Below are 14,021 nucleotides of genomic sequence, written 5' to 3'. Positions count from 1 at the left end.
TGGCTTTAATCGCTCGAGCCCGAAAAAAGCGCAAGCCGGTCGCCGAGATGAACGTGGTGCCCTACATCGACGTGATGTTGGTGCTGCTGGTCATCTTCATGGTGACCGCGCCCATGCTCAATCAGGGCGTGAAGGTCGATCTGCCCAAGGTTTCCAGCGAAGCCTTGCCGCAGGACAACAACACCCAGGTCCTGACTATTTCGATCAAGGCTGACAAGACCTATTACTGGAACCTTGGCAGCGAAGTCGACACCGAGAAGCAGCAGGACCGGGCCATGACCTTGCCGCAGATGACTGACGCGGTGACCAAGATCATTCGTGTCGGCAACGATGGCGGCAAGCGCACCCAGGTCTTCATTCGCGGCGACAAGACCGTCGACTACGGTGCCGTGATGGGCGCCATGGGCGGTCTGCAGAAAGCCGGGGTCGGTAATGTTGGCTTGATTACCGAGGCGCCCTGATGCAGCAACAGCGAGAGCCGTCCGCCTCGGAAAGCTTCTTCTGGCCTAGCGTCCTGGCAATCGGCCTGCATGTGCTGGTGTTCGGCATGCTGTTCGTCAGTTTTGCCATGACCCCGGAGCTGCCGCCGGCCAAGCCGATCGTGCAGGCGACGTTGTACCAGCTCAAGTCCAAGAGCCAGGCGACCACCCAGACCAACCAAAAGCTTGCGGGTGAGGCGAAGAAATCTGCTGCGCGCCAGACTGAAGTCGAGCAGATGGAGCAGAAGAAGGTCGAGCAGGAGGCGATAAAGGCCGCGGAACAAAAGAAAGAAGAGTCGGCTCAAAAGGCCGAGGAAGCCAAGAAGGCCGATGAGGCGAAGAAAGCGGACGAGGCGAAAAAGGCTGATGAAGCCAAGAAAGCCGACGAAGCGAAGAAAACCGCCGAGGCCAAAAAGGCTGAAGAGAAACAATTGGCTGATATAGCCAAGAAGAAGGCCGAAGAAGAAGCCAAGAAAGCCGCTGAAGAAGAGGCCAAGAAAGCGGCCGCTGAAGAGGCGAAGAAAAAGATCGTCGAGGACGCGAAGAAAAAAGCGGCCGAAGACGCCAAGAAAAAAGCTGAAGCTGACGAGGCGAAAAAGAAAGTCGCCGAAGACGCGAAGAAGAAAGCCGCCGCCGACGCCGCCAAGAAAAAGGCCCAGGACGCAGCGCGTAAGTCCGCCGAAGACAAAAAGGCCCAGGCCTTGGCAGATTTGCTTTCCGATACGCCTGAGCGCCAGCAGGCATTGGCTGATGAGCAGGGCGATGAAGTCGCCGGCAGCTACGATGATTTGATTCGCGCGCGAGCGGCGGAAGGTTGGGCTCGTCCACCTTCGGCGCGTAAAGGCATGACAGTAGTATTGCAAATCGGCATGTTGCCCGACGGTACGGTTACCTCGGTCAGTGTGGCCAAGTCCAGCGGTGACGGTCCGTTCGACGCTTCGGCAGTCGCAGCGGTCAAGAACATTGGACGATTGACGGAAATGCAAGGGATGAAACCGAGCGACTTTGCTCCCTATCGTTCATTCAAGATGACATTCACACCTGAGGATCTAGCCTTGTGAGAAACCTTCTTCGAGGAATGCTTGTCGTTATCTGCTGCCTGGCAGGGATAGCGGTAGCAGAGGAAAAGAACATTCTTGTCACCAGCGGCAGCGACCGGGCCACCCCGATCGCCGTCGTGCCGTTCGGCTGGCAGGGCGGTAGCGTCCTGCCGGACGACATGGCGGAAATCATCGGCAACGACCTGCGCAACTCGGGTTACTACGCGCCGATTCCGAAGCAGAACATGATCAGCCTGCCGACCCAGGCCAGCGAAGTCATCTACCGTGACTGGAAGGCCCTGGGCGCCCAGTACATCATGGTCGGCAGCATCGTTCCGGCCGGCGGTCGCCTGCAGGTGCAATACGCCCTGTTCAACGTCGCCACCGAGCAGCAAGTGCTGACCGGCAGCGTGTCGGGCAGCGTTGATCAGTTGCGCGACATGTCGCACTACATCGCCGACCAGTCGTTCGAGAAACTCACCGGTATCAAGGGTGCGTTCTCTACCCGAATGCTCTACGTGACGGCCGAGCGCTTCTCCGAGAACAACACCCGCTACACCCTGCAGCGCTCCGACTATGACGGCGCCCGTGCAGTGACCTTGCTGCAATCGCGCGAGCCGATCCTGTCGCCGCGTTTCGCCCCCGATGGCAAGCGCATCGCCTATGTCTCGTTCGAGCAGAAGCGTCCGCGCATCTTCATGCAGCACATCGACACCGGTCGCCGCGAGCAGATCACCAACTTCGAAGGCCTCAACGGCGCGCCAGCCTGGTCGCCGGACGGTACTCGCCTGGCGTTCGTACTGTCCAAGGACGGTAACCCGGACATCTACGTGATGAACCTGGCTTCGCGTTCGATCTCCCGCGTGACCAACGGCCCGGGCATCAACACCGAACCGTTCTGGGGCAAGGATGGCTCGACCATCTACTTCACCTCCGACCGTGGCGGCAAGCCGCAGATCTACAAGACCAGCGCGGGCGGTGGCGGTGCGGAACGCGTGACGTTCGTCGGTAACTACAACGCCAACCCTAAACTGTCGGCGGACGAAAAGACCCTGGTGATGATCCATCGCCAGGACGGTTTCACTAATTTCAAGGTGGCGGCCCAGGATTTGCAGCGCGGAAGTGTAAAAATCCTCACTGATAGCACTCTGGACGAGTCACCTACTGTTGCGCCCAACGGCACCATGGTAATCTACGCCACCCGCCAGCAGGGCCGGGGAGTCTTGATGCTCGTGTCCATTAATGGACGCGTGAGGCTCCCGCTTCCTACCGCACAAGGCGAAGTCAGAGAACCGTCCTGGTCCCCTTACCTGAACTGACGCGGCGCAATACGTTTTACTTAACACACTGGGGTTCATTAGGAGTTTCACGATGGAAATGCTGAAGTTTGGTAAATTTGCTGCGCTGGCTCTGGCCATGGCTGTAGCTGTAGGTTGCTCGTCCAAAGGCGGCGACAACGCCGGTGAAGGCGCTGTTGATCCAAACGCTGGTTACGGCGCTAACACTGGTGCCGTTGATGGCTCCCTGAGCGAAGAAGCTGCTCTGCGCGCAATCACCACCTTCTACTTCGAATACGACAGCTCGGACCTGAAGCCAGAAGCCATGCGCGCTCTGGACGTTCACGCCAAAGACCTGAAAGCAAACGGCGCTCGCGTTGTTCTGGAAGGCAACACCGACGAACGTGGTACTCGTGAGTACAACATGGCACTGGGCGAGCGTCGTGCGAAAGCCGTTCAACGCTACCTGGTACTGCAAGGTGTTTCCCCAGCTCAGCTGGAACTGGTTTCCTACGGCGAAGAGCGTCCAGTTGCTACCGGCAACGACGAGCAGTCCTGGGCTCAAAACCGTCGCGTCGAACTGCGTAAGTAATTCGTCATGCGAACGTGCCGTCGTGCTGTAACTGTTCTGGCTCTCAGCCTCGCGCCGCTTGCGGCGTGGGCTGCGGTTCCTGTGGTCGATAACCAAACCGGCTATGACAATAGCGGGAGCAGTTATCCGCCTGCAGGTTACGGTACGAACGGCGCCTATGCCGGGGGAGGGGTTTCGGCCCCTGTCTCGGCACAGGGCCAGCTGTTCAACCAACTGCAGCAAATGCAGGATCAGATCTCGCGCCAACAGGGTGTGATCGAAGAACTGCAAAATGATATTTCGCGCATGAAGCAAGAAAACCTGGAGCGATACCAGGATCTTGATCGGCGCATAGGAAGCGGTGTTGCTCCTGCCGCGACTCCTGAGAATTCTCCTGCCGGTGGCGATTTGAACGCCCCCGGTGCGGCCGCAGGCGCTGGGGCAGCTGCTGGAGCAACCGCTCCAGCCCCTGCGTCCGGCGGCGAGCCGGCTGATCCGGCGAAGGAAAAGCTCTATTACGACGCTGCCTTCGACCTGATCAAGGCCAAGGATTTCGACAAGGCCAGCCAAGCCTTTGCCGCTTTCCTGCGCAAATACCCAAACAGCCAGTACGCGGGCAACGCCCAATACTGGCTGGGCGAAGTCAACCTGGCCAAGGGCGACTTGCAAGGCGCCGGCCAGGCGTTTGCCAAGGTCTCGCAGCTGTATCCCAAGCACGCCAAGGTGCCGGATTCGTTGTACAAGCTGGCTGACGTAGAACGCCGCCTCGGTCACACCGACAAGGTCAAGGGCATTCTGCAACAGGTGGTGGCCCAATTTCCGGGCACATCCGCCGCTCAGTTGGCCCAGCGTGATCTGCAACGCATGTAAGCTGGTTTGACCTGCTTTGAAGAAACCCGCGCTTGTCGCGGGTTTTTTCGTTAGAATTCACGCCCTTTTTATGAAACACGCTTTTTGGGATCTGCGCGTTGGCGGGGTTCCTTGAAGTGCCTGACGGAGGCGGACAGCCTGTTTAGCTGTTACGCCCGTGGCGACTATGCAAGACACATTGAGAATCACCGAAGTTTTTTACTCGTTGCAGGGTGAAACGCGAACGGCTGGGCTGCCCACGGTTTTTGTGCGCCTCACCGGTTGTCCGTTGCGTTGCCAATACTGCGACAGTGCCTACGCGTTCAGCGGCGGCACCCTGCGAACCCTCGACGATATCCTTGAGCAAGTGGCCGGCTATCGCCCGCGCTACGTTTGTGTCACGGGCGGCGAGCCACTGGCGCAACCCAACGCCATTCCCTTGCTCAAGCAGTTGTGTGATGCCGGTTATGAGGTTTCCCTGGAAACCAGCGGCGCCCTGGATATCTCGGCCGTCGACCCGCGCGTCAGCCGCGTCGTGGACCTGAAAACCCCAGGCTCCAAGGAAGCGCACCGCAACCGTTATGAGAACATTGAGCTGCTGACGCCCAACGATCAGGTCAAGTTCGTTATCTGTTCGCGGGAAGACTACGACTGGGCCGTGTCCAAGCTGATCCAGTACGGGCTCGACCAGCGGGCTGGCGAGGTGTTGTTATCGCCGAGCCATCACGACTTGAGCGCCCGGGACCTGGCGGACTGGGTGGTGGCGGATAACCTGCCGGTGCGCCTGCAATTGCAGCTGCATAAATATCTTTGGAACGACGAGCCGGGGCGCTGATATGACTGAACACTCGAACATTGCCGAAAAACGTGCGGTTATCCTGCTGTCCGGTGGCCTGGACTCAGCGACTGTCGTGGCCATGGCCCGCGCCGAAGGCTACCGCTGCTACACCATGAGTTTCGATTACGGCCAGCGCCACCGTGTCGAACTGCAGGCCGCTGAGCGGGTTGCCCGGGATCTGGGGGTGGTGGAACACAAGGTGATCGGCCTGAACCTCAACGGCATCGGCGGCTCGGCCCTGACCGACAGCTCCATCGACGTACCCGAAGCGCCGAGCGAAGGCATTCCGGTAACGTATGTGCCGGCCCGCAACACCGTGTTCCTGTCGCTGGCGTTGGGTTGGGCCGAAGTGCTGGGCGCCCGTGACATTTTCATTGGCGTCAACGCCGTGGATTATTCCGGCTATCCGGATTGCCGTCCGGAGTTTGTCGAAGCCTTCGAGCGCATGGCCAATCTGGCGACCAAGGCGGGTGTTGAAGGGCAGGGTTTCCGCATCCAGGCGCCGTTGCAGAATCTCAGCAAGGCCGACATCGTCAGGGCCGGTGTGAAGCTTGGCGTGGACTACGGACTCACCGTTTCATGCTATCAGGCCGACGATCAGGGCCGCGCTTGCGGCAAATGCGACAGCTGCCGCCTGCGTGCGGAAGGCTTTGCGACGGCGGGCGTGAGCGATCCAACCCCTTATTTTTGAATTATTTCAAATTAAGTGTTGAATAGTCCTTAGAAATCAGTATTATACGCGCCACCACACAGCGGGTCGTTAGCTCAGTTGGTAGAGCAGTTGGCTTTTAACCAATTGGTCGTAGGTTCGAATCCCACACGACCCACCATTTTTAGCAGTTTTAAAAGTCTGGAAGGCCCACGAAAGTGAGGATTTCCGGATTTTTTTTTGCCTGAAAAAAGTCGCCGATACAAAGCTTGAACCACTCGATGAGTCGAGTGGTTCCCGGGCCGATTAAAGCAGGCCGTCCTCGGCACATACTTTTACGATCTGTTCGCGAAACCAGGTGTTGGCGCTGTCCTGACTCGGTTTCTCGCTCCACATCATATCCAGCGTAAAGTTCGGCAGACCCGTCGGTGGTTGGCGTTGGCTGTACCTGTCTTCGCTGCAGGTCAACGCCTGGATGCGTCGAGGCAGGGTCAGGATGAAGTCGGTTCCGGTGATCATGTTGAGTGCCGCCACATAGCTGTTGGCCCGAGCGACAATCTGTCGGTTATGGCCGTGTCGGGCGAGCCATCCATCTACCATGTTGGTGTCGGATGTCCAAGGCGTCGGAAAAACATGCTGGCCTGCGGCAAATGTCTCCAGGTCGAAGTTTTCTTCGGGCCCGGTGAAGTTTTTATCGACGACACAGACCAATTCATCTTCCAGCAATACTTGCGAGCGCAACCCTTTGGCACCGCGATGGAAGTTGGGGCCAAAACAAATGACCAAGTCAAAGCGGCCATCCACCAGTTCCTCGGTGGGAATGTCTCTGTGGAATTTCGTTATGTTAATGATGACCGGGAAGCGGCTGCCGATAAAACGCTTGACTAAGGCCGGCAGTATAAGAAGCTCGAAGTATTCGGGTGCGCAAATATTGAATGTTATTTCTTTCTGGGTGGGGTCGAATGTCTGAATGCCGGAGTGGCATATATTGATTGTCTTGAGAATTTTAAGTATGTGGCTGTACATGGCGGTGGCTTTGCCTGTAGGCCGCATGCCACTCCGGGTATTAACGAAAAGTTCATCTTCGAAGCTCGTTCGCAGCTTCTTCAAGCAGTAGCTCACGGTCGACTGGCTGACACAAAGGGCCTCGGATACCTCTGTGACGCTGCTCTGCTCGTAGACCGCGACAAACACCATCAGGTCCTGCATGTCCAGCTTTCTAAGCAAATTACTATTGAGCATAAGATCCTTCTTGGCGCAGTCCATGGGCTAGCGTCCTTTGTTTTTATGACAAAGACGTTTATTTATATATTAGCGGAAGCAATTTATTTTTTAAATGGTCTGTAGGAGTTTTCCCCAATATGCTCGCCTCGCTTTTTATAGGAATCCTGCACAAGGACGGAGGAGGACGAAATGCAAATACGTGTCGCTGAAACTAAGACGCCGTTATGGGTACAAGCCACAGAAGTAGTGAAAGAGAAGTTTCGCAGTTCTTATTCAGCTGCGGTGGAACCGAATCCGCAATACTTTGCGGTCACTCAGGATCCGGCAGATCGCATTCTTGCCTGCGCCGGTATTACGTTTGCCGACCATCGCACACTTTTTTCCGAACAATACCTGACGCAACCGATAAACGAGATATTGTCCCAGCGTTTTGAAAAAAATATCGATCGTTCGAACATTGTCGAGATCGGCAACCTGATCTCCCATCACCTGACGGCCGGAATGATTCTGGTCAACATGATTCCCTTGTTGTCCTGGTGCATGGGTGGGCATTACCTGTTGTGCACAGTGACTCCTCGCGTCCGGCAGATGATGGAAAGTTGCCAGATCGATTTCGAGCCGCTGTTGACCGCAGACCCCACGCGCCTGGCCGACGGCGACGGCAAGAAATGGGGGAGCTATTACGCCAAGTTGCCCGTCACGGGGTTCATCCGGGTAGACCCGCAACGTTCACGTTTCGCCGCCATGACCCTCAATACCTCATTCACTCAATTGCCCAGCGATTCTCTGGCGAGGGCACAGCCATGAGCGCTGGGTTCATCAGCCAGTTGCAACGTGCGTTGCAAGACAATCGCCAGGCCGTCTGTGCGGTTGATTGGTCGGACTCGGGCAATGAGTCGGTGGATTTGACCTATGGCGAGCTGGAAAACCGCGCGCTTAATCTGGCAGCAACACTGCAGCGGCGTTTCCCAAGGCCGACCCATGGCGCTCATGTGGTGATGGGTATTGCGACGCGCAACAGCAGTGACTGGCTGGTGGCCGACCTGGCATGCCTGTTCGCCGGGATCACTGCGCTGCCATTGCCGCTGGCGTTCAGCCAATCCCAAGCCGAGCACCTGGCCGGGTGTTGCGACGGGTTTCTGGTGGATGCGGCAGGGCAGCGAACGCTGGCGCAACGCTGGAAACTGAATTTCCCCGACAGCCGCCTGCAACGCATCAACGAACCGCTGATCGAGCAGCCACTGCTCCACACGCCGGACGGTGAGGGCGACTGGATCTGCAAAATCATTCACACCTCGGGCACCACCAGCCGGCCAAAGGGCGTGCGCCTGAGTACCCGGGCGGTCGGCACCGTGCTGGCGTCGCTGCGCCAAGGTATGCCAGCCGATGCTCATCGGCGTTACCTGTCGCTGGTGCCTTTGAGTTTGTTGCTTGAACAGGTAACCGCCGCCTATCTGCCGCTGCTGGCAGGTGGGACCGTGCATTTTTTACCGCCGGAAGAACCCTTGCTCGGCGAGCCGGGGGCCTCTGCGCAGCGCCTGGTCGACTGGATCCTGCAGGTCCGGCCAACGGCCCTGACGGTTCCGCCGGTCATGGTCAATCGCTTCCTGGAGCAACTGAACGAAGGGGGCGAGGCGGGCGAGCGCCTGGGGAGTTACCTGAAATCCGGCGCCCACATCACCTGCGGCGGTGCGGCAGTGAGTATCGATGTGCTGCGCGGCCTGGCTGAGCAAGGCATCGAGGTGTACCAGGGCTACGGGCTTTCTGAAAACGCGTCGGTGGTCAGCATGAACACTGTCGGGCAGCAGCGCCTGGGCAGCGTCGGCCAGCCGTTGGCCCATGTCCAGGTGCGGATCGGCGCCGACCAGACCATCGAGGTCAAGAGCAGCTCGCTGTTCAGCGGCTATTCGGGTACCGACCCCAGCGCCTGCTCCATGTCCGACGACGGCTGGATGGACACCGGTGACCTGGGGTCGCTGGATGCCGATGGCTACCTCTACGTACATGGGCGCAAGAAGAACGTGATCTGCCTGCCCAATGGCCGCAACGTCAGCCCCGAGCAGGTGGAGTTGGAGTATCGCAAATACCCGGGCGTGAACGACGCCGCGGTGTTTTTCGATGAGCGTCACGGTTTGGTGGCATTGCTGTGTGTCGAGTCGACACCGGCGCGCGAGGAACTGCTTGCCTGGTCGGCGGGGCGTTTCTCTGACATCGAACGCCCGAACCGACTCTGGTTGTTGACCCGTGACGACCCGTTGATCGAGCAGTTGTATACCGTCACCGGCCGGCCGAAGCGCGCCGACATCGCCAGTGTTTTTTCCACTCTGCAAAGGACTGCATCCCATGAGCACACCTGCCTTTCACTTTGAGAACCCGGACGTCTCCATCGTCGAGTCGCACCACTTCGCCAGCCTGGGCAAGGCCGAGTTGTATGAGCTGCTGGGGCATTACGGCGTCGTGCTGTTTCGCAACTGTATTCACACTGCCGAGGATTTCAGTGCGTATGTGAAGCAAAACAGTTCGCGGCTGAGCCTGGATCCGGCGCGGATCATGATCGGCGGCGCGGCGCAGCTGGTCGATGCCGGACGCCAGGCGGTCGGCCTGCATTGTGAGAATGGCAACTCACCGTTCTGGCCGGACATGACCTGGTTCTATTGCCAGGAAGCGCCGCGCAAGGGGTCGCAAACCACCTTGTGCGACGGCGAACGGGTGCTGGCGAAACTCTCCCCGGGCTGCCGCAGTTTTTTTGAAGAAAACCCCATTCGCTACAGCCGGACCGTGGCAGGGGAAAAATGGCGCCGGCTGGTGTGTCACTACTCGCCGACGCTGTCGGACCCGGCAGCGGTCGCTATCGAGGATCTGTTGCACATCATCGGTGATGATCCGCAAACCCTGATCTCTTTCAATCCGGCCGATGATTCGATCCATTACGCCTTCAGTACGTCGGCGATCCTGACGTCCGCCTTCAGCCAGCGTCCCGCGTTTGCCAACAGCATCCTGGGACCGTCCTTCAATTACGAGGCACCGGTAATCGATACGCTGGCCGGGCAACCGATTCCCGCCGAGTACCTGGCTGAGATCGCCGAGGTGTCGGCTCAATACACCTGCCCGGTGGGTTGGCGCGACCACGACATGGTGATGATCGACAACCGTCGGGTCATGCACGGTCGGGAAACCATCGTCGATGAGCGTCGACGCATTTTCAACGCCTTGAGCTACCGCTGAGAGGTCTCATGAAACACGACAACTACATTATCGGCGGACAGTACGAGACCTACTCCGACGGCGATGGTCGGCCGATCATCGACCTGACCGGCGGGTTCGGCTTTCAGGTGCCGGCCGTGATCGAGGCGGTCAGTCGCCAAGCCGAGATCATGGGCTTGTCCAATCGGGTGCTGATGTCCGAACCGTTGATTGCCTTGTGCCGACGCTTGGCCGAGTTGCTGCCGGCGCCACTGGTCAGCTCCTATGTGTGCAGCTCTGGCGACGAGGCTTTTGAGGGGGCCTTGAAGTTGTGCAAGGGGCTCAAGCCCAAGGGCAACACCATTGTGTTTATCCAGGGAGGCGATTACGGCTCGCTGACCTACGGGCGTTGTCTCAATGCGACGCAAGGCGATCTTGGCGTGCAAAGTTTCCTGGGGTTCAAGCGGGCGGCGATCCGGCATCTCGCTGACCTGGATACGGTGGACTGGAGCGATTGCTTTGCGGTGTGCCACAGCAACACCCGCACGGATGCAAACGGCCGACTGCAATGGCTTGAACCGGCCTTGATCGAGCAGCTGCATGCTCGTGCGGCACAAGCGTCGGCACCGGTCATCGCGGTCGATACCCACAGCTGCCTCGGCAGCCTGGGTTCGCTGTTCGGTTTCCAGCGTTATCGTCCCGTCCCCGACATTGTCGTGCTCGGCGGGCCTTTGGGCGGCAGTGCGATTCCCATCGGCACCTATACCTGCAGCGAGCGCATGGCCTGGCAGGTCTATGGGCGCAGCAGCCCGGCCAAACATGGCAGCACCACCGCCGGTAATCCAATGGCCTGCGTGGCGGCCCTGGCTGCGCTGGATTACGTGCAAGCCAACGACTCGCCCCGGCACTGCCAGGAAAACGGCCAGCGCCTGGCACAAACCCTGGCTTGCTTCGGCGCGGTGGCCGTGGGCGCCTGGGTCAGCCTGCCGCTGGCCGACGGGCTGCAGCCGGCCGCGCTGTGCGAGGCGCTTTACCGGCAAGGCGTCTATGCCAGCGTGCCTCGTGGCCGCGAATTGATTTTGCGCTGCCCGATCACCGCGCGTCCCGAACACATTCAACGTGCCGCCCAACTCATCAAGGAAACGTTAAGCCATGTCCTTACTCAGGCCGCATGAACAACTGCTGGATGACTGCGAGCGGCACTGGAGCGCGTCGGCGGCCAAGCTGTATCGCCTGGGCAAGACCAGCGTCGAGCAACAGGCCGATGGCATCCATGTCACCGACCACACCGGCAAGCGCTTCATTGACTGCGCGTGCAGCTACGGGGTGTTTATCGTCGGGCATCGCAATCCGACGGTGCGTGAGCGGCTGCAGGCGCAATTGAACCGGATCGCCTGGGTCCCGGAAGGCCGCCGGCACCCGCTTCAGGACACGCTGTCCGAGCGGCTGTGCCAGTTGGTGCCGGGGGAGTGGGGCGATGTGCAATTCATGGTCTCGGGCGCCGAAGCCGTCGAACAGAGCCTGCGCTATGTGCTGCGGATCCAGCCTCGCCGGCGTGGCATCGTGGTGATGAGCGGCTCCTACCATGGCAAGACCCTGGCGGCGATGAGCATTCTGGGCCAGCAACAGAACCATGGCAGCTATGGTATCGATCCTCCCGAAGTGACCTGCGTACCCTACGGCGATTTCGCCGCCCTGCAAAAGGCCGTGGGCGAGGGTGTGTGTGCGGTGTACGTCGAACCGATTCTGGGCGGCGCTCATTTGCAGGTGCCCCCGGTGGGCTACATGGCCAACATCCGGGCGTTGTGCGATGCCACTGGCACCCTGATGGTGGCCGATGAAATCCAGACCGGTTTCGGTCGTTGCGGCAAATGGTTCGCCGTGCAATATGATGAAGTGGTCCCCGACATCATGATCCTCTCCAAGGGCTTGACCGGCGGTTACACCTCGTTTGCCTGCGCCCTGTACAGCCAGCGCCTGGCCACCCAGTACCCCCTCAGCGAAATCGAGCCTGACACGCGAACCAATGGCGGGCATCCGGTGGCCTGCGCGTCGGCGCTCGCAGCCATCGACTACATCGAGCAACACAACCTGGTGGAGCAGTCGCGGGTCAACGGCGGGTTGCTGCGTCACGGTCTGCAACGGCTGGCCCTGCGTTATCCGCACATTGTCGAGGACGTGCCGGGCGTCGGCTTGATGACCGGCCTGCGCCTGCGCGGCTCGGTCTATGAGGCCTTGATGAGCATGGAACTGGGCAAGCGTGGCGTGCATGCCGGGCATTCGATGAATGAAAAGGCCAAGCGCCCGGTGTTGCGCTTCTATCCGCCGCTGAACATCACCCCTGAAGCGTTGCGCCATGTCCTGACGATGATCGAAGAGGCCCTGGAGGCCATCGACCGGCGTCCGGCCCTGGCGGTGAAGGCGTTTTCCCTGGTGGTGCGCAACATGTACCAGTTGCCCAACAAATGGCTGCGCAGCAAGAGGGCCTCATGAGCATGTTCAATCCTGACACGCTGACCCTGCGGGAAATGGCCGGTCTGCTGCGCCGTGGCGCGCTGACCAGCGTTACATTGCTGGAGTTCTACCTGCAACGCATCGCCGAGCGTAACCAGCAGATCAACGCCTTGATCCAACTGGCGCCGGTCGAGGCGTTGCGCCGTCAGGCCCGTGAGGCCGACGAGATGGCGCGCGTCGGCCAAATCAGCGGTCCGCTGCACGGCATTCCCATCACCATCAAGGACGTCCTCCATGTGCGCGGATTCAAGATGTCCCGCGGAGTGGGGGAACTGATGGGCGATGTCAGCCAGGAGGACGCGACGACCGTCGCCCGGCTTCGGCAGGCCGGCGCGATCATCATGGGCATCAGTAATGTGTCCGAACTGTGCATGGCCTTCGAGACCGAGAACCTGATCTACGGTCGCACCCTCAACCCCCACGACCTGCGGCGCTCCGCCGGCGGCAGCAGTGGCGGTGAAGCGGCAGCGATTGCCGCCGGATGCTCACCGGCCGGGCTGGCGTCCGATGCCTGCGGCAGTGTGCGGATTCCGGCGCATTTCAATGGCATCTGTGGCCTGAAACTGACCCAGGGCCGGGTACCGTTGACCGGCCAGTTTCCCCATGACCGTTCCGGGCTGTTTCATATGACCTCGGCCTTTGGTGTGTTGGGGCGCTACGTCGATGACCTGGCGCTGCTCGGTCAACTGATCAGCGGTGCCGACGGCCATGACCCGGACACCGTCGATGTCCCGTTCGCCGCCAGCGAGCCGCTGGCCGAGCTGCGTGTCGCGCTGTTCTCGGGGTCGAGCCGAACCCCCGTCAGCGCGGCGGTGAGCCAGGTGTTGCAGCAGGTCGAACGGTGCTTGGGCCCGGTGGTGGCGCAGGTCAGTACGGTCGAGCCGCCGATGCTCGGCGAGGCCTGCGATGTACTGTGGCGGGTGTTCATTACCGGCGCGGATGCCGGGCGTGGTTGGCGGCAGTTGTTCGACGCCATGGACAAGCGGGACTTCACGGCGCCGATCGCTCAGTTGCTGGACATGAGCGAAAGCGTGAAATTGAGCGTGGATGACGTCAAGCGCGACTGGATCATGATCGATACCTTCCGCTATCAGCTGGCGAAGTTCTTCCAGCAGCATGATCTGTTCATCTGCCCGGTCTTCCCTGACGTTGCCTTTCATCATGGGCAATCCCTGGTGGATCGTGATCGGTATGCCTTCGTGTTCCCGTTCAGTCTCAGCGGCTCCCCCGCAGTGGTTATCCGTGCCGGGTTCGATCCCGCCACCGGGATGCCCATCGGCATCCAGATTGTCGGGCCTCACTGGCAAGAGGAGCGGTTGTTGGCGGTGGCGGGTTTCCTTGAGCGGGAACTGGAACGTTGGAGCGCGGTTGCGCCTGGCGAGGCGTCGACGTGCTAA

General features: G+C 59.8%; 14 protein-coding genes and 1 tRNA gene. 14 read left to right on the top strand and 1 reads right to left on the bottom strand.

Going from position 1 to position 14,021, the window contains the following annotated elements; genetic code table 11:
* The first annotated feature begins 8 nt into the window (after window positions 1–8).
* The 8 genes from tolR (at window position 9) to CD58_RS22570 (ending at window position 5,884) form a co-directional block, all read left to right on the top strand.
* Window positions 9–461, top strand: coding sequence for a protein TolR (tolR, locus tag CD58_RS22605; RefSeq protein WP_162178173.1), 453 nt, complete (start codon window positions 9–11; stop codon window positions 459–461).
* The gene (gene tolA / locus CD58_RS22600) at window positions 461–1,540 is read left to right on the top strand and encodes a cell envelope integrity protein TolA (protein WP_025215224.1); all 1,080 of its coding nucleotides are present in this window, start codon (window positions 461–463) and stop codon (window positions 1,538–1,540) included. Before tolR ends, tolA begins: the two co-directional genes overlap by 1 nt.
* Window positions 1,537–2,838: a Tol-Pal system beta propeller repeat protein TolB gene (gene tolB, locus CD58_RS22595; RefSeq protein WP_025215223.1), complete on the top strand. Its 1,302-nt coding sequence runs from the start codon at window positions 1,537–1,539 to the stop codon at window positions 2,836–2,838. The genes tolA and tolB overlap by 4 nt, the downstream gene beginning before the upstream one ends.
* 52 nt (window positions 2,839–2,890) lie before the next feature.
* The gene (gene pal / locus CD58_RS22590; RefSeq protein ID WP_003178634.1) at window positions 2,891–3,388 is read left to right on the top strand and encodes a peptidoglycan-associated lipoprotein Pal; all 498 of its coding nucleotides are present in this window, start codon (window positions 2,891–2,893) and stop codon (window positions 3,386–3,388) included.
* A gap of 6 nt (window positions 3,389–3,394) precedes the next feature.
* The gene (gene ybgF / locus CD58_RS22585) at window positions 3,395–4,237 is read left to right on the top strand and encodes a tol-pal system protein YbgF (protein ID WP_025215222.1); all 843 of its coding nucleotides are present in this window, start codon (window positions 3,395–3,397) and stop codon (window positions 4,235–4,237) included.
* Between the two features lie 166 nt (window positions 4,238–4,403).
* The gene (queE, locus tag CD58_RS22580; RefSeq protein ID WP_025215221.1) at window positions 4,404–5,051 is read left to right on the top strand and encodes a 7-carboxy-7-deazaguanine synthase QueE; all 648 of its coding nucleotides are present in this window, start codon (window positions 4,404–4,406) and stop codon (window positions 5,049–5,051) included.
* Window positions 5,052–5,070: 19 nt separating this feature from the next.
* Window positions 5,071–5,745: a 7-cyano-7-deazaguanine synthase QueC gene (gene queC, locus CD58_RS22575; protein ID WP_162178172.1), complete on the top strand. Its 675-nt coding sequence runs from the start codon at window positions 5,071–5,073 to the stop codon at window positions 5,743–5,745.
* 63 nt (window positions 5,746–5,808) lie between these two features.
* Window positions 5,809–5,884, top strand: a tRNA-Lys gene (locus CD58_RS22570).
* A 125-nt stretch (window positions 5,885–6,009) separates the two neighbouring features.
* On the opposite strand, the gene CD58_RS22565 is transcribed toward CD58_RS22570, so the two are convergent.
* Window positions 6,010–6,945 carry a LysR family transcriptional regulator gene (locus tag CD58_RS22565; RefSeq protein WP_025215219.1) on the bottom strand — a complete coding sequence of 312 codons (936 nt, stop codon included), beginning with the start codon at window positions 6,943–6,945 and terminating at the stop codon, window positions 6,010–6,012.
* Window positions 6,946–7,116: 171 nt separating this feature from the next.
* Between CD58_RS22565 and CD58_RS22560 the strand changes: the two genes are divergently transcribed.
* The 6 genes from CD58_RS22560 to CD58_RS22535 are packed head-to-tail and all read left to right on the top strand — an operon-like array spanning window position 7,117 to window position 14,021.
* On the top strand, window positions 7,117–7,734 hold the full coding sequence (locus CD58_RS22560; RefSeq protein WP_025215218.1) for a thermostable hemolysin: 618 nt from the start codon (window positions 7,117–7,119) through the stop codon (window positions 7,732–7,734).
* On the top strand, window positions 7,731–9,296 hold the full coding sequence (locus CD58_RS22555; RefSeq protein WP_025215217.1) for an AMP-binding protein: 1,566 nt from the start codon (window positions 7,731–7,733) through the stop codon (window positions 9,294–9,296). The genes CD58_RS22560 and CD58_RS22555 overlap by 4 nt, the downstream gene beginning before the upstream one ends.
* Window positions 9,271–10,152 carry a TauD/TfdA family dioxygenase gene (locus CD58_RS22550; RefSeq protein WP_025215216.1) on the top strand — a complete coding sequence of 294 codons (882 nt, stop codon included), beginning with the start codon at window positions 9,271–9,273 and terminating at the stop codon, window positions 10,150–10,152. Before CD58_RS22555 ends, CD58_RS22550 begins: the two co-directional genes overlap by 26 nt.
* Before the next feature lie 8 nt (window positions 10,153–10,160).
* Window positions 10,161–11,285 (top strand): aminotransferase class III-fold pyridoxal phosphate-dependent enzyme, encoded by a 1,125-nt coding sequence (locus CD58_RS22545; protein ID WP_025215215.1) that lies wholly within the window; start codon window positions 10,161–10,163, stop codon window positions 11,283–11,285.
* A complete protein-coding gene (locus tag CD58_RS22540) occupies window positions 11,263–12,603 on the top strand; it encodes an aspartate aminotransferase family protein (RefSeq protein ID WP_025215214.1) in 1,341 nt (446 codons plus the stop codon). Before CD58_RS22545 ends, CD58_RS22540 begins: the two co-directional genes overlap by 23 nt.
* Window positions 12,604–12,605: 2 nt before the next feature.
* Window positions 12,606–14,021 (top strand): amidase, encoded by a 1,416-nt coding sequence (locus tag CD58_RS22535; protein WP_025215213.1) that lies wholly within the window; start codon window positions 12,606–12,608, stop codon window positions 14,019–14,021.

Origin of the sequence: Pseudomonas brassicacearum, assembly GCF_000585995.1 — a bacterium.
Taxonomy (GTDB): domain Bacteria; phylum Pseudomonadota; class Gammaproteobacteria; order Pseudomonadales; family Pseudomonadaceae; genus Aquipseudomonas; species Aquipseudomonas brassicacearum_A.
This window is presented reverse-complemented; position numbering and strand designations above follow the sequence as displayed.